Origin of the sequence: Morganella morganii, assembly GCF_019242955.1 — a bacterium.
GTDB classification, from domain to species: Bacteria; Pseudomonadota; Gammaproteobacteria; order Enterobacterales; family Enterobacteriaceae; genus Morganella; species Morganella sibonii.
Map to the genome: position 1 here is coordinate 842,445 of NZ_CP066129.1, position 22,931 is coordinate 865,375.

The window sequence follows — 22,931 nt, forward strand, 5'->3', positions numbered from 1 at the left end:
TATGTATCCTGCAAATATTTTTTGTGCGGCGCTGTTGTGTTTGTTGTCCGCCGCTGTGCAGGCGGTGACATTGTCAGAACTTCGTCAGCCTGCGCTGGAAAACGATCTCTCATTTCGTGCGGCGGGTAAGGCCTATGAGGCGGAACAGGCGGAGGCTGACGCCGGGAAATCACACCTTCTGCCCTCAGCCGGACTGAGTTATCAGAGTACGCCGTATAACCGGCTGACACAGCGGGCACCGGTGACGGATCAGCGGCGTTACCGCAGCCACTCTCTCAATCTGGTCGTCACGCAGCCGCTGCTGGATTACACCGCATATCATCAGTACCGGGCGGCACAGATACGCGGTACAGCCGCAGAAAGCGGATTGCAGATACAGCAGGCAGCGCTGATGAACCGGCTGGTATCGGCCTATCTGAATCTGGCCTGTGCCCTGGAAATACAGAAAACAGACCGGCTCCGGCTGGCGCTGGACAACTCGCAGCTGACCGCCGCACAGCGTCTTTTAAAGCTCGGGGAAGGAACGATGACAGAGGTGGAATCAGCCCGGGCCCGTCTGCGTCAGCGTCAGGCTCAACTTGCTGAAACAGAGGCGGAAAGCCTGAATGCGCTGCTCACCTTATCGGATCTCACCGGCCTTCCGCAGTTGCGGATGCAGGATGTTCCGGTACTGAAACCGGGGGCGTTCCGGCTGCCGCAACTGAAGGAAGCGGATTATGCCGCGCTGGAGCGGCAGATGCTGACAGTACATCCGGAAATCAAAGCGGCACAACATGAAACCGCACTGGCCAAAGCCGCGGCAGAGGTGCAGCGCGGGGCATTTATGCCGTCAGCACAGATCTTTGCGGCCTGGTCCGATACTCAGTCAGACAGCAGTGACACGGTGGGGCAGCGTTACCGGAATCTCAGTGCCGGGTTCCATCTTTCGGTTCCGTTGTTCAGCGGCGGAAAGGATATGGCAGGGATGCGGAAAGTATCTGCTCAGATTCAGCAGTCACAGTATGATCAGGATGCGCTGGTGCAGACACGCCTGCGTGATCTGAGGCGTCAGTATCAGATATTCCGTCACAGCGGTGTACAGCTGGCGGCGCTGGAGCAGGCTGCCGCTGCCGCCGGGGTGCTGGTAACTGCGGCGGAAAAAGGGTATTCAGCAGGACAGAAAAGTCAGCAGGATGTGACAAATGCCCGGGAGCAGTATTATCAGGCGGAACAGGAACTGACAAAGGCCCGCTATGACGGGCTTCTGGCCTGGTTCCGGCTGCATCATTACAGCAGCACACCGGAAACCGGGCTTTTCAGGCAGATTGAGCGCTATTTACAGTGACGTAGTCGCTGTATCACTGTCTGCCGGGTTCGGCATATTGACGTGCAGGCAGTCGATCAGGCGGATATTCCCCAGCCAGGCGGAAGCCAGGATCACTGCTTGTCCGCTGTTGACCCGCACAGCCTCCAGATCATCAGCATCACAGATCTCCAGGCTGATATCACGGAATCCGGCACGGCTCAGATCATCACGCGCATTATCCAGACTTTCGGCAATGGCGCTCGGGCGTTCGCGGATCATATCTGCCAGAGTCTGCATCACCTGATACAGGCGCGGTGCGGCCTCTTTCTCTTCTTTGCCCAGCAGGGAATTGCAGGAACTGAGTGCCAGCCCGGTTTTTTCCCTGACGGTCGGGATCGCGGCCAGTGCAATGTCATAATTCAGATCACGGATCAGACGGCGGACCGTCAGGAAACGCGGATGGTCATTGGTGCCGAAGAAAACAATATCCGGCTGAACCAGGTTGAACAGTTTGCACATTACGGTAGCGATTCCGCGCAGGCGGGTTCGCTGATGAGGCTCATCACACTGACTGACCAGCGGCGGCACAATCACCTGAGTCTGGTGAGTGAATCCGTGAGGATAGACATCACTGACCGCCGGTGCGTACACCAGATCCACCTGAGCTTTGCTCAGTTTTTCGCAGTCTGCCTGGAGTGTGCGCGGGTAGCGCTGCAAATCATCTTCCCGCGGGAACTGAAGCGGGTTAACAAAAACAGACACCACGACAATATCCGCCTGTGCGCGGGCTTCTTTTACCAGTGCCAGGTGGCCTTCGTGCAGGTTTCCCATTGTCGGGATAAACGCAACACGTTTGCCGTCAGTCCGCAGACGGGCAATCTCTTTGCGCAGGATCAGCGCAGTTTCAATAATCCGCATCAGTGTCTCCTTTTGTCTGTCTGTTGAGCAGAGCGTTCAGCGTACCGGCTCTGATGATGACCAGAGGCCAAGTCCGTTTTCCGGGGTACGGGCAACAACCGCTGCCAGTGATTCGCCGTCCGGCAGTATCAGCCCGGGGGCGATTTCTGCCAGCGGATACAGCATAAATTCACGCACTTTCAGGCCGTAATGCGGCACTGTCAGCCGCGCGTCACTGATGACCTTATCACCAAACAGCATGATATCTAAGTCTAACGTGCGGGGACCCCAGCGCTCATCTTTGCGGACACGACCGTGAGCCAGTTCAATGGCCTGGGTGGCGTCGAGCAGCTGGTGCGGTGTCAGATCGGTTTCCAGCAGAACAGCTGCATTGAGATAATCAGGTTGTCCTGCGGGTCCCATCGGTGCCGTACGGTAAAAAGAAGAGTGGCGCACCAGGCGGCTTTGCGGGATCGTATCCAGCGCTGCAATCGCCCGGTTTACCTGATCTAAAGGATCGGCAAGATTACTGCCGATCGCAATATAGACCGGAATCATGATTCGCTGTTTCCGTTACCCTGACGGGCACGCGGATGGCGGCGGCGCGGACGCGGACGGCGTTTGACCGGATCACTGCCCAGTTCGCTCACCATCGAGCGCTGCTGCGGGGCATTCGCCAGCTGGAAATCAGCCCACCAGTGAGCCAGCTCCTGCAATTCATGACGTCCTTCCACATTGGCCCGCAGTTCCAGCAGATCAAAGGCGGCGCGGAATTTCTGATTTTCCATCAGACGGACAGCGCGTTTGCCCTGACGGCGCGGCAGACGTAACTGTAACTGCCAGATATCACGCATGGTGGTGGTCAGGCGCTTCGGAATGGCAATTGCGCGGCACTGTTCATCCAGGATGTCATTAATGGCGATAGCGAAGGCTTCGTAATAGGCCAGTCCGCTCTCCTGAGTCACTTTTTCCGCATGTTCACACAGCGGATACCACAGCATCACGGCAAACAGGAAAGCCGGATTGACGCGCTGATCGTTATGAATACGGTAATCGGTATTTTTCAGTACCTGATCCACGATACGGGACAGCGGGGTGTCCGGGTTCTCTTTCAGCGGTCCGGCAACCAGCGGGAACAGCATATCCAGCAGATCGTATTCACGTAATAATTCAAAGGTACGGTGTCCGTCACCGGCCTGTAATAACTTGAGGACTTCCTCGAACAGACGTGCCGGCGGAATATCGCGCAGCAGTGTGCTCATCGTGCGGATAGGCGCGGCCGTTTTCGGCTCGATAGTCATATCCAGCTTGGCGGCAAAACGGATAGCGCGCAGCATACGCACCGGGTCTTCCCGGTAACGGGTTTCCGGATCACCAATCAGGCGGATAATCCGCTGCTGTAAATCTGCGAGACCGCCGACATAATCGCGGACAGTAAAATCAGCCACACTGTAATAGAGGCTGTTAATGGTGAAATCGCGGCGGACAGCATCTTCTTCGATGGTGCCGAAAATATTATCACGCAGCAGCATGCCGTTTTTGCCCTGCTGAGAGCGGGCTTTGCCGTCATCAGCCGGTTCATTATTGTCATGCGGACCACGGAAAGTTGCGACCTCGATAATATCCGGCCCGAACATAATATGTGCCAGACGGAAACGGCGGCCGACCAGACGGCAGTTGCGGAATAATTTTCTCACTTCATCCGGCGTGGCATTGGTCGCGATATCGAAATCTTTGGGTTTGCGTTCCAGCAGCAAATCACGGACACCGCCGCCGACCAGGTAAGCATCGAAACCGGATTTATTCAGGCGGTACAGAACCTTCAGCGCATTTTCGCTGATATCCTGGCGGGAAATAGAGTGACTGTTGCGGGGAATTACCGTTGCGCTGACTGTCCCGCTGTTATCCATATGTTTTGCCGGTTTTTTGCGTTTAGCGGCAGGACGCGCGGGGGAAGCTTCACGGGGTGACGGATTCCGCTGCGTATGGTCAGCATCCGGGGCCGGCCTTTCACTGGCAGCCTCTGTGCAATCTGCTTTATTCTCGCGGGAAATCAGACTGCGACAGAACTTTGCGACTCGGTTTAAAATGGTACACCTCTGTATAACAATTAAATGATCTAAAAAATAAGCGACTAATAATATCGTACACTTGGTTTTTTGAGAATGCCTTACCCGGGATATTGCGGAATTATTCCCGGTCTGTCACCACATCATCGCGTGGTACGGCGCTAATATCCCAGTTCTGCACACTGTATGCCAGCAGTTCAGTCAGAGAAAGAGACTGCGGATCGGTCTCCGGCAGCGGCTGCCGGAGCACCTGCAACGCCTGCCATAACAGCGGGCGCGGATCACTGAGCGGCACCGGGGTGGCATGATTTTGCTTGGAGAGTTTACGCGCCGCCGGGCTCAGCATCAACGGCAAATGCAGATAATGCGGCTCAGGCAGCCCGAGCTGACGGTATAATGAGAGCTGATGTGAAGTGGGATACAGTAAATCTGCGCCCCTGACCACTTCGGTCACACCCTGATAATCATCATCAAGTACCACCACCAGGTTATAGGCAAACAGCTTATCTTTGCGGAAGATAATGATATCTTCCTCTGCCGTCGCGTTATCCGTAAACACATTTCCGCGCAAACCATCGGTAAAATGGTACACCGGATGCGTTCTTCTCAGCCGCAGCGCCGCATTATCCGGCGGCAGCCCGCGCTGACGGCAGGTACCGGGGTAGTGGCCGCCGCTGTCGTGGATATCATGCCGTGTGCAGGTGCAGTAATAACACAATCCTGTTGCTTTCAGCTGTTCAATCACATCACGGTAAGCGTCATGGCGGCGCGACTGATACAGCACATCGCCGTCCCAGTGCAGACCGTAGTGATCAAGAATACGCACAATAGCATCCGCAGCACCCGGGACTTCGCGCGGCGGGTCAATATCATCAATACGGAGAAGCCAGCGTCCGCCGAGATGACGGGCCTGAAGATAACTCCCCAGTGCGGTGACCAGAGAGCCGAAATGAAGCGCACCGGAGGGAGAGGGTGCGAAGCGGCCGGTATAACCGGGCGCTGAGCCGGCAGAATATTCCATCATCTGAAGAGGCAGAAAAACGGACGGCGCTGTTAAAGCGCCGTCTGTGGTGAACCTGTCAGCCCGCCATCTGCTTTTCGCGGATTTCAGCGAGTGTCTTACAGTCGATACATAAATCTGCGGTCGGACGCGCCTCTAAACGGCGGATACCGATTTCGACCCCGCAGGACTCACAAAAACCAAAATCGTCGTCCTCAACCTTTTTGAGGGTTTTTTCGATCTTTTTGATCAGTTTGCGCTCGCGGTCACGGTTACGAAGTTCCAGGCTGAATTCTTCTTCCTGAGCGGCACGGTCAACCGGGTCCGGGAAGTTAGCGGCTTCATCCTGCATGTGCGTGACAGTGCGGTTTACTTCATCCCTGAGTTGGTTGCGCCATGCTTCAAGTATCAGCTTGAAATGGGCCAACTGGGCTTCGTTCATGTATTCTTCGCCTGCCTTCTCGTGATACGGCTCCACGCCGGCAATGGCAAGAATGCTCAGGGACGAGGTTTTACGTTTTTGCCCTTCTTGCATAATGCTTCTCCTACACACGCATGTCTGACAATATCCCTTAGAGGGGAAAAATAGGCCGCTATAGATAGCAGATGATTATGGATAATGCAACCCTTGATCTCATTAGTTTTGTAAGGTGTGAAGAACCGCGTGTTTATTTACTCCGAAACTTACAAAACATCCTATTTATTATTAAAAAAATTGATATTCACCCCATGAATGAGAAGGGTATCTTTTCTCCGGCAGTGATGCCATCCGGTGTTATCCGCATTCTGTAGCAAATAATCTCTGTTCCGGATTGTGACGCCTTCTGCAAAAGTGATGAATATTTTTTATCAATGTGTGCTGCATCCGATACGGCCTCAATCCCTGAATGCAGTACAGCAAAAAACAGAACAGCACGATTTCCCGCTTCAGCAATTGCTTGTAACTCACGTACGTGTTTTTGTCCACGTAAAGTTACGGTGTCGGGAAAATATCCGTGTCCGTTTTCCAGCAGCGTGACGGATTTCACCTCCGCATAGCAGGGCTTTTTCTCCGGGTCCGTCAGTAAAAAATCAATCCGGCTGTTTTCGCTGCCGTATCTTACTTCCTGCGTGAGCGTCTGATACCCGGCAAGTTCCGGGATTCGGTTCTGCGCAATGGCCTCTGCCACAAGCCGGTTTGCCTGCTGGGTATTCACGCAAATCAGATGCCCGGCCTGTGTTTGTGTCAGTTCCCAGCTGTACGGATACTTGCGTTTCGCATTAGCGGATTCGGAATACCAGACGGTATCACCCGGCGTGGCACAACCCGTCATCGCGCCGGTATTGGCACAATGAATAGTAATTGTGCGGCCGTCCTGCGTGATAATATCCGCAAGAAAACGTTTATAACGCTGTACCAGTGTGCCCGCCTGTAACGGGGGATGAAATTCCATCACAACTCCTGTCAATGTGACTGCACTTTTCAGGGGGCGGCAATGCTACAATGTTGTGCGTCGAAAGTTAAGCAGATAATGATGAGGTTTTTGTGACATATTCCCCCGTTTGTAACATTTATCCGGCACTCAGTACGGCACTGAAAAGTGCCCCGCAGGTGTTGTTACAGGCGCCCACCGGCAGCGGAAAATCCACTGTTCTGCCGCTGCTGATGCTGAAAGATGCTTCTGTCACCGGGCGGATTATCATGCTGGAACCCCGTCGTATCGCGGCCCGCAGCGTGGCACACCGTCTGGCGTCACAGCTCGGCGAACGTCCGGGGGAAACGGTCGGTTACCGGATGCGCGGCGAAACCCGGGTCAGTGCCGCCACCCGGTTTGAAGTTGTTACTGAGGGAATTCTGGTCAGAATGTTACAGCAGGATCCGGAATTATCCGAAGTTGGTATCATTATTCTGGATGAATTCCATGAACGTAATTTACAGGCCGACCTCGCCCTTGCCCTGCTGCTGGATGTGCAGTCCTCGCTGCGTGATGATCTGCGTCTGCTGGTGATGTCCGCGACCCTGGATAATGAACAACTGCTGTCTCTGCTGCCGCAGGCGGAAGTGATCACCGCAGAGGGGCGTGCTTTTCCGGTGGAGAGGCGTTATCAGCCGCTCAGTACGCATCAGCCTTTTATCAGTGAGGTGGCCCGTGCGGTGTTGCAGCTGTATCAGCAGGAGGAAGGCTCCGTGCTGGTATTTCTGCCGGGCCAGGCGGAAATCTGCCGGTTACAGGAACAACTGACCGGTAAAACCGGTGCGGATACGCTTATCTGCCCGCTGTACGGCGCACTTTCCCTGAAAGAGCAGCAGCAGGCGATTGAACCGCCGCCGCCCGGTATGCGCAAAATCGTGCTGGCAACCAATATCGCCGAAACCAGTCTGACCATCGAAGGTGTGACGCTGGTAGTGGACAGTTGTCTGGAAAAAACCGGGCAGTTTGATCCGCGCAGCGGGCTGACCCGTCTGGTTCGCAGCCGTATCAGCCGCTCATCAATGACGCAGCGTGCAGGTCGGGCAGGACGTCTTGCTCCGGGGATTTGTCTGCACCTGTGCGGTCAGGCGGAAGCGGAACGCGCTGCTGCCCACAGTGAACCGGAAATCTGTCACAGTGACCTGGCCGGGCTGATGCTGAATCTGGCACAGTGGGGTTGCCGCGAAGTATCTCAGCTCTCCTGGCTTGATACCCCGCCCGCGGTGGCGGTACAGGTGGCGAAAAAATTACTGACAGAAATGGGCTGTCTGCTGCCGCAGGGCGGACTGACCGCCAAAGGTGAGGCGATGGCGGCTTCCGGGACGGAACCGCGCCTCTCCGCCTTGTGGCTGTACACACTTAATGAAGAACCGGCACAGATATATTACGCCGCCAGGCTGATTGCCGCGCTGGAAGAGCCATCCCGCGAAGGTAACGGTAATCTGCTGCATGACCTGACTCATCCCTCCGCCCGCTGGGATAAGCGGGCGCATCAGTTATTACAGGCGGCCGGTCTGCCGGTCAGAAAACCAGTTCATGATCCGGACAGCGGCTGGTTGTGCCGCACCTTATTACAGGGCTTTCCGGACAGAATTGCCGGAAGCCGGGGGCGCGGTGGTGCTTTTCTGCTGGCAAACGGCACCGGCGCTGTTACAGATGAAAGCAGCCCGCTGGGTAATGAGCCGGGGCTTATCGCCCCGCTGATCCTGCAAAATGATCAGCAGGCCAATGCGCGGATACTGAAAGCAGTGCCGTTTGCGCTGTCACAGCTGACAGAAATGGCACCGCATCTGCTGAAAACCGAAAATCGTCTTACCCGTGATGAAAACAAAGGCAGCTGGCAGGCATGGCAGGCGGTCACCTGCGGGCAGCTGATTATTGAGCGCAAACCGCTGGCGGCACCGTCTGATGAGGTTGTCCGCGAAGCCCTGCTCAGCTGGATCCGCGAACAGGGATTATCTGTTCTGCCGTTCAGTGACGCTTGTGAGCAGTTGCTTATCCGCCAGCAGCTGGCACACGATCTGTTTCCGGAACAGACACTGCCTGCCGCAGATAATGATACACTGCTCGCCACGCTTGAGACGTGGTTGTCGCCGTATCTGACCGGTGTGCGCAATCAGCAGCAGCTGGCAAAGCTGGATCTGTGCGGCGCGCTGCGTCAGCGGATGGACTGGTCACAGCAGCAATGGCTGGATGCACAGTTCCCGCGTCATTTTGAAGTACCCACCGGGACCCGGATACCTGTAGAATATGCCGCGGATAAACCGCCGGTGATGGCAGTCCGGATTCAGGAGATGTATGGTGTCCGTGAAACGCCGGTGGTGGCGCAGGGAAGAGTGCCGGTGACGGTCAGTCTGCTATCCCCCGCACACCGCCCGCTGCAGGTGACCGCTGACCTGAAAGCCTTCTGGGGCGGGAGTTACCGGGATGTGCAGAAAGAGATGAAAGGGCGTTATCCCAAACATTTCTGGCCGGATGATCCGGCAAACGCACTGCCGACAAAGCGTGTAAAAAAGTTTATGTAAATGCAAAGATAGCCTTTGTTTAACGGATTTTTACTGTGTCTGTTGCCGGAATCGGCGACAATAGCGACTGATGAAATAACCGCCTGTCCCGCCCGGCACATCACTGTGCGGCAGACAGACTGACGGGAGAGACCATGTCTGATTTTGATCGTGAACCCACCGGCCGCAGGGGCAGTAAAGCCTCTGCCGGTAAAAAAAGAGGGCGCTCAGACCGCCGTCGCCGCCGGGATGAGGATTATGACGATGATATTGAATACGATGATGAATTTGGTGATGACGAGCCGGATGATGATTATGACGATGAAGAGGATACTGCGCGCATGAGTAAAAAAGGGCGCAAAAACAAGCCGCCTAAACGACGCTGGCGCTGGTTCTGGTTCCTGGTCAAACTCGGCATTGTGATGGCTATCCTGCTGGGGATCTACGGCGTTTATCTGGCCGGAAAAATCAGTGACCGCCTGGACGGCAAAGTCTGGGATCTGCCTGCCGCGGTTTACGGACGCACCGTTAACCTTGAGCCGGGTATGGATTACAGCCTGAATGAGATGGTTAAACTGCTGGAAGGTATGCAGTACCGCAAAGTCACCAAAATCACCCGTGCCGGTGAATTTTCCGTGACCGGTAATACCATTCAGATGCTGCGCCGCCCGTTTGATTTCCCGGACAGTAAAGAGGGGCAGATCAATGCCCGTCTGACCTTCGGCAGCAGCGGACTGGAAAAAATTGAAAACGTGGATAACGGCCGCGAATTCGGTTTCTTCCGCCTCGATCCGAAACTGATCACCATGATGCAGTCCGCGAATGGTGAGCAGCGTCTGTTCCTGGCCCGCAGCGGCTTCCCGGATGAACTGGTCAAAGCCCTGCTGGTGACCGAAGACCGCAATTTCTATGAACATGACGGTATCAGCATCACCTCCATCGGACGTGCCCTGCTGGCAAACCTGACGGCGGGACGTGCGGTGCAGGGCGGCAGTACCCTGACACAGCAGCTGGTGAAAAACCTGTTCTTATCCAACGAACGGACACTGGTGCGTAAAGCCAATGAAGCCTATATGGCGCTCATTATGGATTACCGCTACGACAAAGACCGTATCCTGGAACTGTACCTCAACGAAGTGTATCTGGGGCAGAGCGGGGATGAACAGATCCGTGGTTTCCCGCTGGCGAGCCTCTATTATTTCGGCCGTCCGGTGGATGAGCTGAGCCTCGATCAGGTGGCACTGCTGGTGGGCATGGTAAAAGGGGCATCAGTCTATAACCCGTGGCGTAACCCGAAAAATGCGCTTGAGCGCCGTAACGTGGTGCTGAAACTCCTGCAAACCCAGGGCGGGGTGATCGATCAGGAAATGTATGATGTCCTGAGCGCACGTCCGCTGGGTGTGAAAGAGAAAAGTGGTGTGATCACGCCGCAGCCTGCGTTTATGCAGCTGGTTCGCCAGGAACTGCGCGAGAAGCTCGGCGATAAAGTGGATGATCTGTCCGGGGTGAAAATCTTCACCACGCTTGATCCGGTTTCACAGGATGCGGCAGAAAATGCGGTTGAAGAGGGCGTGAAAGCCATCCGTGCGGAACGTAAAAAGCCGGAGCTGGAAGGCGCGATGGTGGTGGTTGACCGCATCAGCGGCGAAGTCCGTGCGATGGTCGGCGGCTCCCAGCCGCAGTTTGCCGGGTTTAACCGCGCGATGGCAGCAGAGCGCTCTATCGGCTCACTGGCAAAACCGATGACCTATCTTACCGCGCTCGGTATTCCCGACTCTTACCGTCTGAATACCTGGCTGGACGATCAGCCGCTGACTATTAACGTGCCGGGCGGTGGCGGGACCTGGTCACCGCGTAACGACAGCAAAACCTTCAGCGGCCGTGTGATGCTGGTGGATGGTCTGGCGCGCTCTATCAACGTGCCGACGGTTAACCTCGGTATGGCGGTTGGCCTGGATGCGGTAGCGGATACCTTTATCCGCCTTGGCGCACCGCCGAAAAATATCCAGAAAGTTCCGGCGATGCTGCTTGGTGCGGTAAACCTGACGCCATTGCAGGTTTCTCAGCTGTTCCAGACCATCGGCAGCGGCGGTAACCGCGCGACATTGTCCGCTTTGCGTTCCGTGATTGCGGAAGACGGTACTGTGATTTACCAGAGCTTCCCGCAGGCGCAGCGTGCTGTTGCCCCGCAGGCAGCCTATATGACGCTCTACGGCATGCAGCAGGTGGTGGAACGCGGTACCGCAGCGCGTCGTCTGGGATCGAAATTCGGTAAATACCATCTGGCCGGGAAAACCGGGACCACGAACCTGATGCGCGACAGCTGGTTTGTCGGTATCGACGGTAAGGAAGTCACCGTATCCTGGATGGGACTGGATGATAACAGCCCGTCCGGCCTGTACGGCGGCTCCGGTGCACTGGTGCTCTACGGCCGTTATCTGGACAATCAGCCGCCGCTGGCGCTGAACCTCACGCCGCCGGAAGATATCGCGGAGATGGCCGTGGATGCAGACGGAAACTTTGTCTGCAACGGCGTGGGTGTCACCCGGACTTTACCGGTCTGGACAACAGATGCACAGGCACTGTGCGGACAGCAGGCACCGGCTCAGCAGCAGGGCGAAGAAGCCCCCGGCTGGCTGAAAGAGATGTTTGAACAGTAATCCCCTGTTCTGTGAGAAGCACTGAAAAACCCGCCGCAAGGCGGGTTTTGTTTTTTTAGTGACCATTGCGGATTATGTGTAATGGCATTATGATCAGGTATGCGGTATATGTCCGGAGGAAAAATGAAAAACAGTAAGAAAACACAACAGAAGCTGATAATGCCTGATAATGAACAGCTAATCCGGGCTGTTGTAACATCTACAGCGGTTGAAACCGGACAGGAGCCACAAAAACTGGCTGAGGCTCTGAAAAAAAAACGTGAAAAATATGCCCACCTCAGGCTGGCGGTTTAGTTTTTTTAAGTGCCTGACTAACCCAATATTTCATTGGTTCGTAATTCAGATTTAATGCTGCGTGAATAGCAGCAATATAATGTGCCGGATGTTGTTTCCAGCAGTTATAATCCAGAGGCTGTAATCCACCCTGAACTGCCATAACATCAGCGATCAGGCGGGACAAACGGCCGTTTCCTTCACGAAACGGATGAATCAGTATAAACTCAGTGTGGACGACTGCGATCGCTTCAGTCAGTTGTTCTCTGGTCATTCCTGTACAAGGCGTGTACCTGCTCAGGAACTCCTTTTCGAATTGTGAAAGCAAACCCGCAATTCTGCCTGCAGGCGCGAAGATGAAATTATCTTTGCTGATATTAACAGTCCGGATTTGCCCGGCCCAGTCATAGATATTCCCCAGCCACTGACGATGCCATTGTTTTATTAGTGGTATGGTAATTTTTCCGGCAGGAAATGCAGTACTGAAAACAAACTTATAAAGCTTTTCCAGTAACACTAATTCAGCATCATTAATATCATGAGTCTCAGACAGCTGAAGTTTGTTTTCCAAAACGTCATCATCTGAACCGGCAGCAAATTTTCCTTCACTGTTTGATACATGATACTTATTCATTCTGCTGATTTATCCGTTTTACTGTGCGGTATGCCTTATTGCAGATGAAAATCAAACCATAAAAAAACTGCGCCGCATTTGTTGCATTGAACGTTTGCGGCGCAGCTCACAGTTAAAAGCCGGTGAAAATTACTTCTTCTGCTTCGCTTCCTCAGCAGCTTCTTTGGCTTCCACTTCTTCATACCAGCGCGGGTGATGTTTCTTCGCCCAGCGGCGGCTGACTTTACCTTCCACCATACCTTTGATTGACCCTTTCACCCAGAAAGCCATATACATATGGATCAGGATAGCGTGGATCAGGATGATGGCTGCCGTTGCGTGGATCAGCAGACTCCAGCGGATCATCCACATCGGGAAGTAGTGCGCAAAGTACGGACGCCAGATGATGATCCCGGTGGCAAGCAGCACAAAGATCATGCTCATAATGCTCCAGAACATCATTTTCTGTCCGGCGTTGTATTTACCGACACGCGCCACATGGTGCTCATTGCCTTTCAGTACTTCGATAATGTTTTTAATCCACGGCAGATCTTCTCTGTCCGGGATGTTGTGCTTAACGAAGCGGAAAAACATAAACATCAGCACGACGAAAATCAGCACACCGAAGAACGGGTGCAGAATACGCCCCATCGCCGGTGTCCCGAATGTTTCCGTCAGCCATTGCAGTGTCGGGAAGAACAGCGCAATACCGGATAAGGAGACCAGGAAAAAGCAGATCACCACTGTCCAGTGACAGGCACGATCAATAAACTTCGTGCGGACAATCATTTTGCTTTTCTTACTCATGGTGAGTTTCCTCCTCTTCCTCATCGTCCGTCTCTTTGTTCGGCCCGATCCCCACGTAGTGGAAAACCAGTCCGGCAAAGGTGGCGATAAACCCGATAGCCGACAGCGGTTTCAGTACCCCTTTCCAGAGATCGATTGGTGTATCAATCTGCGGATCTTTCGGCAGCCCGTGATATAGCTCCGGATTATCCGCGTGCTGAAGCACATACATCACGTGTGTGCCGCCGACACCGTCCGGATTGTAGATACCGGCATTGGCAAAGCCACGTTTTTGCAGTTTCTGCACGCGCTCATCCGCCACTTCCAGCATGTCTTTCTTGGTGCCGAAATGGATAGCGCCGGTCGGACAGGTTTTCACACAGGCCGGTTCCTGGCCCACGCTGACCCGGTCAACACAGAGCGTACATTTGTACACCCGGTTATCTTTCGGGTTCAGACGCGGAATATTGAACGGACAACCCGCGATACAGTAGCCGCAGCCGATGCAGTGCTCTGACTGGAAATCAACGATACCGTTGGCATACTGAATAATGGCACCGGCAGACGGGCAGGCTTTCAGGCAGCCCGGATCTGAACAGTGCATGCAGCCGTCCTTGCGGATCAGCCACTCCAGTTTGCCGTTCTCTTTGGTCTCGCTGAACCGCATGACAGTCCAGGATTTGGCGCTGAGATCGGTCGGGTTATCATAAACCCCGGTACAGAACCCGACGTCATCCCGGATGTCATTCCACTCGGAACAGGCCACCTGACAGGCTTTACAGCCGATACAGGTGGACACATCGATCAGCTTGGCGACTTCAAACTTGTCGTCACGGGCCTGAGGAGGCGGCGTTATGCTGTTGGTCGCAGAACGTTTGATAATGTCTTGAGATTGCATGGACATAATTCCTCCTTACGCCTTCTCGATGTTAACTAAGAACGCTTTAAACTCAGGCGTTTGCGAGTTGGCGTCACCGACTCCCGGGGTCAGCGTATTGCTGATAAAGCCTTTTTGGGCAGCACCCTCAAAACCCCAGTGAATCGGGATCCCGACCGTTTCGACCGGCTTACCATCCACCATCAGTGTCTGAAGACGCGGTGTGACGACAGCAACCGCGCGGATAAAGCCGCGTTTACTGCTGACTTTTACTTTGTCGCCGCTGCTGATCCCTTTGGCATTCCCCAGGGTTTCACTGATTTCCACAAACTGTTCCGGCTGTGCGATAGCATTAAGCCGCGCATGTTTGGTCCAGGTATGGAAATGTTCTGTCAGACGATAAGTCGTGCCGACGTACGGGAATTCCGTATGATTTCCGAGACGTTTTTTGTCGTCCTCAAAGATACGGGCGGCCGGGTTGGAAACAACCTCCGGATGCAGCGGGTTAGTACCAATCGGCGTTTCAAACGGTTCATAGTGTTCCGGGAACGGACCTTCCGCCATTTTATCGATGGCAAACAGACGGCCTAAACCCTCCGGCTGCATGATAAACGGCCCGGTACCGGCGTCCGGTGCAGAGGTATTGAAGTCAGGAATATCGTTACCGACCCACTTCTTACCGTTCCATTCGATAAGAATACGGTTCTTATCCCATGGTTTACCCTGCGGATCAGCAGAGGCGCGGTTATAGATCACACGGCGGTTCAGTGGCCATGCCCATGCCCAGCCGAGGGTGTTACCGATGCCGGACGGGTCACTGTTATCCCGTTTCGCCATCTGGTTGCCCTGTTCGGTCCAGCAGCCGGTGTAGATCCAGCAGGAGGACGCGGTTGAGCCGTCATCACGCAGCAGTGCAAAGGAGCTGAGCAGTTCACCTTTTTTCGCCTGTAAGTTGCCGTTGGCATCATACAGATCTTCAAGGGCCACGCCGTTGTTCTCTTTGGCGACTTCGTCGGATTCCGGATTAAACGGCTGCTTGTAATCCCAGGACATTTTCATCAGCTGATCAACACCCTGACCGCCTTCCTGTTCATACAGTTCGCGCATTTTCCACAGAATACCGGCAAGGATCTGACCATCGGTACGGGCTTCCCCCGGGGCATCCGCCGCTTTCCAGTGCCACTGTAACCAGCGGCCGGAGTTGGCAATCGAGCCGTCTTCTTCCGCGAAACAGGTGGACGGCAGACGGAACACCTCAGTCTGAATGGATGCGGTATCGACATCATTCATATCACCGTGGTTCTGCCAGAAGCTCGCGGTTTCAGTGCTCAGCGGGTCAACGGTTATCAGGTATTTCAGTTTGCTCAGGCAGCTGACCACTTTGTTTTTGTCCGGGAAGGACGCAACCGGGTTAAAGCCCTGACAGATATAGCCGTTGATTTCGCCTTTGTTCATCATGTCGAAATACTTCAGCACGTCATAAGCCTGATCCCACTTCGGCAGCCAGTCATAGCCCCACTGGTTCTCTTTGGTTGCTTCATCGCCGTAGAACGATTTCATCAGGCTGACGAAGAACTTCGGATAGTTGCTCCAGTAGTTGACCTGGCCCGGCAGCGTGGCTTTCGGCGTATTGGCTTTCAGATAGCTGCCGATGTCGGTCTGTTTTTCAGACGGCAGAGTCAGATAACCCGGCAGGCTGGTAGAGAGCAGACCCAGGTCTGTCAGACCCTGAATGTTGGAGTGACCGCGCAGGGCGTTCACGCCGCCGCCTGCCACACCCATGTTGCCGAGCAGCAGCTGGATCATCGCCATGGTACGGATGTTCTGCGCACCGACAGTATGCTGGGTCCAGCCGAGGGCGTACAGGAAAGTGGCCGCACGGTTGGCCGGGCTGGTGGACGCCAGAATCTCACAGACTTTGAGGAAATCTGCCTGCGGTGTACCGCAGATTTTTTCTACCATATCCGGGGTATAACGGCTGACATGCGTTTTCAGCAGATTCCATACACACTGCGGATGTTGCAGAGTGTCGTCACGCAGGGCATAACCGTCTTCACCGAACTGGTAATTCCAGGTGGTTTTGTCATAACGGCGTTTTTCAGCATCGTAGCCGCTGAATAAACCGTCGCTGAAAGCATAATCCTCACGGACCAGTAACGGCGCATTGGTGTAATGGCGCACATACTCGTCGTGGAATTTCCCGTTTTCCATCAGATACAGGATCACACCGGAAAGGAAGGTAATGTCGGTTCCGGAACGGATCGGGATGTAGTGATCTGCCACCGATGCGGTCCGTGTAAAACGCGGATCGACAACAATCAGTGTGGCATCGTTGTTGTTTTTTGCTTCCATCGCCCAGCGGAATCCGACAGGATGTGCTTCCGCAGCATTCCCGCCCATTACCACAACGACGTTGGCGTTTTTGATATCAACCCAGTGGTTGGTCATGGCACCGCGACCAAATGTCGGAGCAAGACTTGCTACCGTTGGTCCGTGTCAGACACGCGCCTGGTTATCGACTGCCAGCATCCCGAGGGAACGGGTAAATTTCTGGGTCAGCATCCCGGTTTCGTTACTGGCGGCTGAGGCGCAGAGCATCCCGGTGGTCAGCCAGCGGTTTACCGTAGTGCCTTCGCTGTTTTTCTCAATGAAGTTAGCATCACGGTCGGCTTTCATCAGGCGGGCGATACGCTCAAACGCGTCATCCCAACTGATACGCTGCCATTTATCAGAACCCGGCGCACGATACTGAGGATAACGCAGACGGCTCTCACTGTGAATATAATCGAGCAGACCGGCACCTTTCGGACATAACGCTCCGCGGTTGACCGGATGATCAGGATCGCCCTCGACGTGAAAAATTGCTGATTTGGCATTCATGGCACCATCGCCCATGCTGTAAATCAGTAATCCGCACCCGACGGAGCAGTAGGTACAGGTGTTACGGGTCTCTTTTGAACGGAGTAATTTGTATTCCCGGACATTGGACATTGCTACTGACGGCATAAAGCCTAAAGCGGCGGCAGTTGTTCCGGCGAGACCACCGGCACAAACCTTAAAGAACTGTCTGCGGCTGAAATTCATCGCATCCTCTTTTTTATTTATTTGTAAAAAATCGTGAGGAGAATATCAGCAAAGGTTGAATTTATATTGCCTGAAATCAATGAAAGTGAACTTTGATGTTTAATAATTATTAATTGAGGTTTTTAGTGTTTTGTAAATAATCACAAAGTGGTAGTAAGGTAAATTTAAATTTGATTCAGATCAATTAAGAAAAATACACAAAAAGAGAAAACAGGAAAATAAATCAAATGTATTCCGGACATCATACTAAAATTATATTTGTTAAAAAACAATTTAAAAATGGCGGATATCCGAATCGTCATTTTTAAAATGGGAAGGGGATTGCCCCATCTGTTTTTTAAACATAATGGAAAATGCACCTGCGCTGTTGTAACCCAGCTCATAGGCCACTTCGGTAATCGATTTCCCGGACAGAATATGAGACAGCGAGTTAAGCAGGCAAGCCTGCTGGCGCCACTCTGAAAACGACATCCCGGTCTGGGTGCGGAAAAAACGGCTGAAAGAGCGTTCGCTTTTATGCAGCTGTTCAGCCCATTCCCCGGGCTGTGAGGTAATCACCGGCTTGCGCATAAACTCTCTGCACAGACGGCCGAGTTTCTCATCACGCGGGATCGGCGCGAAAAACGGCAGCGGAGGCATACGCGCCAGTTCGCAGAGAATAAGCTGCATCAGCATACCGTCACGTCCCTGAATATCATATTCCGCCGGGATATCCACGGCTTCCAGCAGCAGCTGGCGCAGCAGCGGGGAAACACTCACCACCTCACAACTGACGGCGTGGCGCGGTTTTGCTGCCGGTTCGATATACAGACTGCGGGTGCTGACATTCAGCATCCGTGTTTCATGGGCGACCTGTTCCGGTATCCATACCCCGCAGGACGGCGGGATCACCCATTCGCCGTCTGCGGTACTGACTTCAATCAGTCCGGTGGCCGGATACAAAAACTGCGCCCGGCGGTGAGCGTGATATTCCAGCAGGGTATCAGGCAGATAATCTGTACCGAGCGCAATGACATCCCGCGCGATATTATCCACGCTTTTTAACGGAATATTTCTCATAAATGCCGTGCTCCGTATCTGACTGAAAGGAAAAACCGGCGGGTGTTATATCAGATCCCGTCACCGCAAAACAGGTCTTATTGTGATAATAACGGAACCGGATGCCGCATCTGTATTTTTACGGTAACAAATACAAAACGTTCAGTTAACAGTAGCGGGAAAGAGGCCGGAATTCAATTGTCGTTGTCTGATTTGCGCATGGCGGCAATATATTAATCTATTACTATCTTGCTGCCGCCATTCTGTTTGTTCAGATTATCATTATTACCGGTTATTAACTGATTACCGGCGGTGTGATGTTATTTCCGGTTATTTAAAATTAAATAATATTTATTATTTTCTGATTGTTAAATTCCGCAATGTGTTTCTCACCCGGGGTAAATCTATTATGAGTCATCAATCCGGCCACCATAATGAAAAATCCGCCGCGCCCGGCGAAATAAGCCGCCGCCGTTTTATACAGGTCAGTTCCGTATTATCTGCGGTGCCGTTTCTGGCCTCTGAAAGTATTGCATCCGCGCCGTCTGATCCGGCACATATTCCGGTTCATCAGGCTGATGACGGCGTGCGCATTGTACCGACCTGCAGCAGTTTTGACTGCGGCGGGAAATGTGATATCCGCGCCCATATCAAAGACGGAAAAGCTGTCCGCATCACGACCCGGCCGGATGCGGAACTGAATGAAGAGATGCCGATCATGCGCGCCTGCGTACGCGGACGCGGTTACCGGAAATTTATTTATCACCCTGATCGCCTGAAATACCCGATGAAGCGGGTTGGTAAGCGCGGTGAGGGGCGTTTTGAGCGCATCAGCTGGGAGGAAGCCACCAGTATGATCGCCGCCGAATGGCAGCGCATCAGTGACAAATACGGCCCGGCGTCGCGTTTTGTCAGCCTGAGTACCGGCGTGACCGGCGGGATTTTTTCCGGCGCGAATATGCTGCGCCGCCTGTTTAATCTGACCGGCGGATTCCTGGAAAACTATCACTCGGTCAGTAACGGTAACACCATGGCCGCCACGCCGTATACCTACGGAACCGCTGCCAGCGGCAGTACGCTCGATACCCTGGAAAATACCCCGTTGGTGATCCTGTGGGGGCATAACCCGAACGAAACGATTTTCGGGCACAGCAACCACTATTTTCAGAAGATGAAAAAGAACGGCACCAAATTTATTGTCGTTGATCCGCGCTACTCCGATACCGCATCCTCGCTGGCAGATCAGTGGATACCGATCCTGCCGACAACCGATAACGCCATGATGGACGCGATGATGTATGTCATCGTGACAGAAAATCTTCATGACCAGTCATTTATTGATAAATACACCCTGGGATTCAGCGAAGACCAGATGCCGGAAGGTGTCGCGGATAATGAATCGCTGTCAGCGTATCTGACCGGTAAAAAAGACGGCGTTGCCAAAACCCCGGAATGGGCAGAGAAAATCACCAAAGTACCGGCGGAGACTATCCGTCAGCTGGCGCGTGAATATGCCGTCACCAAACCGGCAGTGCTGATGCAGGGCTGGGGACCGCAGCGCCATATCTGCGGTGAGCGCAGTGCACGCGGCGCGACGCTGCTGGCAACCATCACCGGTAATGTCGGTGCGCGCGGCGGCTGGGCGGCAGGTTACGGCATGGCGCTGAACCCGGAACTGCGCAAAACCATCGCCGGACCCGCGCTGTTTGATAACCCGGTCAAAGCCAAAATCAATATCACCAATTGGGTGCAGGCGTGCGAAGACAAAACCCTGGTGACTCCGGAGAACGGGCTGAAAAATGCAGACAAACTCGGCACCGAAATCAAAATGATGTTCTCGATGGCGGGTAATTACATGACCAACCAGAACACCGATATTCTTCATGCCGCGAAAGTGCTGGAGGATGAATCGAAAGTCGAATTTATCGTGTGCAGTGATCTCTATCTTACACCGAGCGCCAAATATGCCGATTTGCTGTTGCCGGAAACCAGTTTCCTCGAACGCTGGAATATCGGCGGTACCTGGAGTTACGGTGATTACCTGATCCTGTCTGAAAAAGCCATTGAACCGGAGTTTGAGCGCCGCACGGACTATGACTGGCTGTGCGAAGTGGCAGAGAAATTGGGTGTCCGTGATGAATTTACGGAAGGTCACGAAACGGATCGCGACTGGATAGAATTCCTCGTTAATGATGCGGCACAGAAGCGCCCGGAAGATAACATCCCGTCATTTGCGGAACTGCTGGTTAAACGCCGCCATTTATTAACGCATCGTCCGCATACGCAGAACGTCGCGTTTGAGCAGAACATTCAGGATCCGGAAAACAACCCGTTCCCGACTCCGTCCGGCAAAATCGAGATTTTCTCCAAACGCCTGTATGACATGCACAATCCGGAGATCCCGGCGCTGTCTCATTATGTGGCAGCCACCGAGGGCCCGGAGGACAGTCTCACGGCGAGATACCCGTTACAGCTGATTACCTGGAAAGGGCGTAACCGCGCGAACTCCACGCAGTTTGCCAACCCGTGGTTACAGGAAGTGCAGCGCCAGGAGCTGTGGATCAACCCGGCAGACGCGGCAGATCGCGGTATCGGTGACGGCGAAAAAGTGAAAGTGCATAACGACCGCGGGATCACCATGATACCGGTGAAAATCACACAGCGCATTATGCCGGGTGTGGTGGCATTACAGGCCGGCGCCTGGTGGCAGCCGGACAGTAACGGCATCGATCAGGGCGGATGTGCCAACGTGCTCACCTCGTCACGCAGTACCGCGCTCGCCCACGGCAACGCGCACCAGACACTATTAGTTGAGGTGGAAAAAGTGGTTGAGGTGGAAAAAGCATGAGCAAATTTATCGTTTATCCGGCAGTCAGCGACAAACAGTTAGGTTTCTATATTGATTCCGCCCGCTGCTCCGGCTGCAAGGCGTGTCAGGTGGCGTGCAAGGATAAAAATAATCTTGATGTCGGCCGCCGCTTCCGCCGCGTGTATGAAATGTCCGGCGGTGGTTACAGCCGCAATAAAAACGGCGCACTGATCAATAACGTGTTCGCCTATACGCTCTCCATCTCCTGCAACCACTGCAAAGACCCGATCTGCGTGCGCAACTGCCCGACAACCGCAATGCATAAGCGTGCAGGGGACGGCATCGTCATGGTCAATACCGATAAATGTGTCGGCTGCGGTGCCTGTGCGTGGTCATGCCCGTATGGCGCACCGCAGATGAATCCGGAAACAAAGCAGATGTCGAAATGCGATTTCTGTATTGATCTTCAGCAGAACGGTGAGCAGCCGGTGTGTGTCAGCACCTGTCCGCTCGGGGCGATTCAGTTCGGGCCTATTGAGGAATTGCGGGCGAAATACGGTGACCTTGATTACGTGACCGGACTGCCGGATCCGTCAATTACACATCCGAATCTGGTGATCAATCCGCATCAGGGCGCAAATTTTGATGATATGAACAGTGAGAAAAAAGAAAAATGAATGAGTGGTCACTTTTAATTTTCACTTACATGATGAATGCGGCGGCGGGGCTGTGCGTTATGAGCGGGGTGTTTGCCGTGCATCTCAGCCGCCGCCTCCCGGCAGACAGTTTTAAGCGCTTTATGATGCTGACGATTTTTATTATCTGCGGTATTGCCGGTGCGGGCTCAGTTGCATCAATTACTCACCTCGGTGTGCCGCTTAATGCCCCGAATGCGATTAATAATGTGTTCAGCGCCTGGCTCAGCCGGGAAGTGGTGGTAACGGCGGCGTTTGTCGGTGCATTGGGTGTCAGTTTTCTCTGGCTGTGGAAGACAGGAAAATTCTCTTTCCTGTTATACGGCGGGGCAATGGCGATCGGGCTGGCGGATATTTTTTGTATGGCATCGATTTACCGCTATACCTCGATTCTGACCTGGAATGATATCAACACCTATCTGATGTTTTACGGCACAACACTGACACTCGGTGCCGTCCTGTTTGTTCTGGTGGTGATAGTGATCCGGAAAGCCGGACACCGGGCCGGAATTACATTGCCTGCTGACGCACTGTCATTATCATCATTATGGCTGCTGTGGAGTGTGATGGCGGTAAGTCTGATCGGGCGCCTGTTGTATCAGCCGTTTTATGCGCATTACCTGACGCGTACGCAACTGACACACACATCAATCACCTTTCCGCTGTCACCGATTGAGGCGTATGACAGTATTGCCGGGCTGCGGATTGGTGTCTGGGCAGCGTCGGTGATTGGTGTGGCACTCTGCGGTATCTCTCTGGTGCGGGTACAGAAAAAAGCACGCAGCGGTTTACCGGTCTGCGGCGGATTTATCAGCGGCTGTCTGCTGACCATCGCGGCAGAGTTTATGCTGCGCTATGTGTTCTATTACATTCATATCTGACGGGGGATG

Annotated in this window: 18 protein-coding genes; 7 read left to right on the plus strand and 11 right to left on the minus strand. The window is 53.7% G+C overall.

Translation table 11 applies throughout. The features are described from left to right. The first annotated feature begins 1 nt into the window (after nucleotide 1). Entirely contained in the window at nucleotides 2-1,324 is a 1,323-nt protein-coding gene (locus JC793_RS03740) for a TolC family protein (protein ID WP_247717315.1), read from the plus strand. On the opposite strand, the gene panC is transcribed toward JC793_RS03740, so the two are convergent. From panC to sfsA, 6 genes are all read right to left on the minus strand, one after another. Beyond that, a complete protein-coding gene (gene panC, locus JC793_RS03745; protein WP_218427531.1) occupies nucleotides 1,316-2,203 on the minus strand; it encodes a pantoate--beta-alanine ligase in 888 nt (295 codons plus the stop codon). The genes JC793_RS03740 and panC overlap by 9 nt on opposite strands. Nucleotides 2,204-2,239: 36 nt before the next feature. Further along, nucleotides 2,240-2,740: a 2-amino-4-hydroxy-6-hydroxymethyldihydropteridine diphosphokinase gene (gene folK / locus JC793_RS03750; protein ID WP_046895102.1), complete on the minus strand. Its 501-nt coding sequence runs from the start codon at nucleotides 2,738-2,740 to the stop codon at nucleotides 2,240-2,242. Then, nucleotides 2,737-4,092, minus strand: coding sequence for a polynucleotide adenylyltransferase PcnB (pcnB, locus tag JC793_RS03755; RefSeq protein ID WP_243846711.1), 1,356 nt, complete (start codon nucleotides 4,090-4,092; stop codon nucleotides 2,737-2,739). The genes folK and pcnB overlap by 4 nt, the downstream gene beginning before the upstream one ends. A gap of 280 nt (nucleotides 4,093-4,372) precedes the next feature. Further along, entirely contained in the window at nucleotides 4,373-5,275 is a 903-nt protein-coding gene (gene gluQRS / locus JC793_RS03760; protein WP_166707102.1) for a tRNA glutamyl-Q(34) synthetase GluQRS, read from the minus strand. Between the two features lie 55 nt (nucleotides 5,276-5,330). Next, a complete protein-coding gene (gene dksA, locus JC793_RS03765; protein ID WP_004238923.1) occupies nucleotides 5,331-5,786 on the minus strand; it encodes an RNA polymerase-binding protein DksA in 456 nt (151 codons plus the stop codon). Nucleotides 5,787-5,973: 187 nt separating this feature from the next. Beyond that, entirely contained in the window at nucleotides 5,974-6,684 is a 711-nt protein-coding gene (gene sfsA / locus JC793_RS03770; protein ID WP_046895105.1) for a DNA/RNA nuclease SfsA, read from the minus strand. A gap of 92 nt (nucleotides 6,685-6,776) precedes the next feature. Here sfsA and hrpB point away from each other — a divergent pair, with 92 nt between their 5' ends. From hrpB to JC793_RS03785, 3 genes are all read left to right on the plus strand, one after another. Next, nucleotides 6,777-9,227 (plus strand): ATP-dependent helicase HrpB, encoded by a 2,451-nt coding sequence (gene hrpB / locus JC793_RS03775; RefSeq protein ID WP_218427533.1) that lies wholly within the window; start codon nucleotides 6,777-6,779, stop codon nucleotides 9,225-9,227. Between the two features lie 134 nt (nucleotides 9,228-9,361). Continuing rightward, nucleotides 9,362-11,866: a bifunctional glycosyl transferase/transpeptidase gene (mrcB, locus tag JC793_RS03780; RefSeq protein ID WP_218427535.1), complete on the plus strand. Its 2,505-nt coding sequence runs from the start codon at nucleotides 9,362-9,364 to the stop codon at nucleotides 11,864-11,866. 123 nt (nucleotides 11,867-11,989) lie between these two features. After that, nucleotides 11,990-12,160, plus strand: coding sequence for a hypothetical protein (locus tag JC793_RS03785; RefSeq protein ID WP_166707106.1), 171 nt, complete (start codon nucleotides 11,990-11,992; stop codon nucleotides 12,158-12,160). On the opposite strand, the gene JC793_RS03790 is transcribed toward JC793_RS03785, so the two are convergent. From JC793_RS03790 to JC793_RS03810, 5 genes are all read right to left on the minus strand, one after another. Further along, a complete protein-coding gene (locus tag JC793_RS03790) occupies nucleotides 12,144-12,773 on the minus strand; it encodes a Fic/DOC family protein (protein WP_218427537.1) in 630 nt (209 codons plus the stop codon). The two genes, JC793_RS03785 and JC793_RS03790, sit on opposite strands and share 17 nt — an antisense overlap. A 129-nt stretch (nucleotides 12,774-12,902) precedes the next feature. Beyond that, nucleotides 12,903-13,559, minus strand: a complete 657-nt coding sequence (fdnI, locus tag JC793_RS03795; protein ID WP_218427538.1) for a formate dehydrogenase-N subunit gamma — start codon at nucleotides 13,557-13,559, stop codon at nucleotides 12,903-12,905. Then, complete coding sequence (gene fdxH, locus JC793_RS03800; RefSeq protein WP_052926392.1) at nucleotides 13,552-14,442, minus strand: formate dehydrogenase subunit beta; 891 nt, start codon at nucleotides 14,440-14,442, stop codon at nucleotides 13,552-13,554. Before fdxH ends, fdnI begins: the two co-directional genes overlap by 8 nt. 9 nt (nucleotides 14,443-14,451) lie before the next feature. Further along, nucleotides 14,452-17,499, minus strand: coding sequence for a formate dehydrogenase-N subunit alpha (fdnG, locus tag JC793_RS03805; protein ID WP_166707107.1), 3,048 nt, complete (start codon nucleotides 17,497-17,499; stop codon nucleotides 14,452-14,454). Nucleotides 17,500-17,772: 273 nt separating this feature from the next. Continuing rightward, nucleotides 17,773-18,558, minus strand: coding sequence for an AraC family transcriptional regulator (locus JC793_RS03810; RefSeq protein ID WP_045139064.1), 786 nt, complete (start codon nucleotides 18,556-18,558; stop codon nucleotides 17,773-17,775). Nucleotides 18,559-18,946: 388 nt separating this feature from the next. Here JC793_RS03810 and JC793_RS03815 point away from each other — a divergent pair, with 388 nt between their 5' ends. The 3 genes from JC793_RS03815 to JC793_RS03825 are packed head-to-tail and all read left to right on the plus strand — an operon-like array spanning nucleotide 18,947 to nucleotide 22,922. Next, nucleotides 18,947-21,385 carry a DMSO/selenate family reductase complex A subunit gene (locus tag JC793_RS03815; RefSeq protein ID WP_218427540.1) on the plus strand — a complete coding sequence of 813 codons (2,439 nt, stop codon included), beginning with the start codon at nucleotides 18,947-18,949 and terminating at the stop codon, nucleotides 21,383-21,385. Then, complete coding sequence (locus JC793_RS03820) at nucleotides 21,382-22,023, plus strand: DMSO/selenate family reductase complex B subunit (RefSeq protein ID WP_218427541.1); 642 nt, start codon at nucleotides 21,382-21,384, stop codon at nucleotides 22,021-22,023. Before JC793_RS03815 ends, JC793_RS03820 begins: the two co-directional genes overlap by 4 nt. Next, nucleotides 22,020-22,922: a dimethyl sulfoxide reductase anchor subunit family protein gene (locus JC793_RS03825; protein ID WP_218427543.1), complete on the plus strand. Its 903-nt coding sequence runs from the start codon at nucleotides 22,020-22,022 to the stop codon at nucleotides 22,920-22,922. Before JC793_RS03820 ends, JC793_RS03825 begins: the two co-directional genes overlap by 4 nt. Nucleotides 22,923-22,931 lie beyond the last annotated feature (9 nt).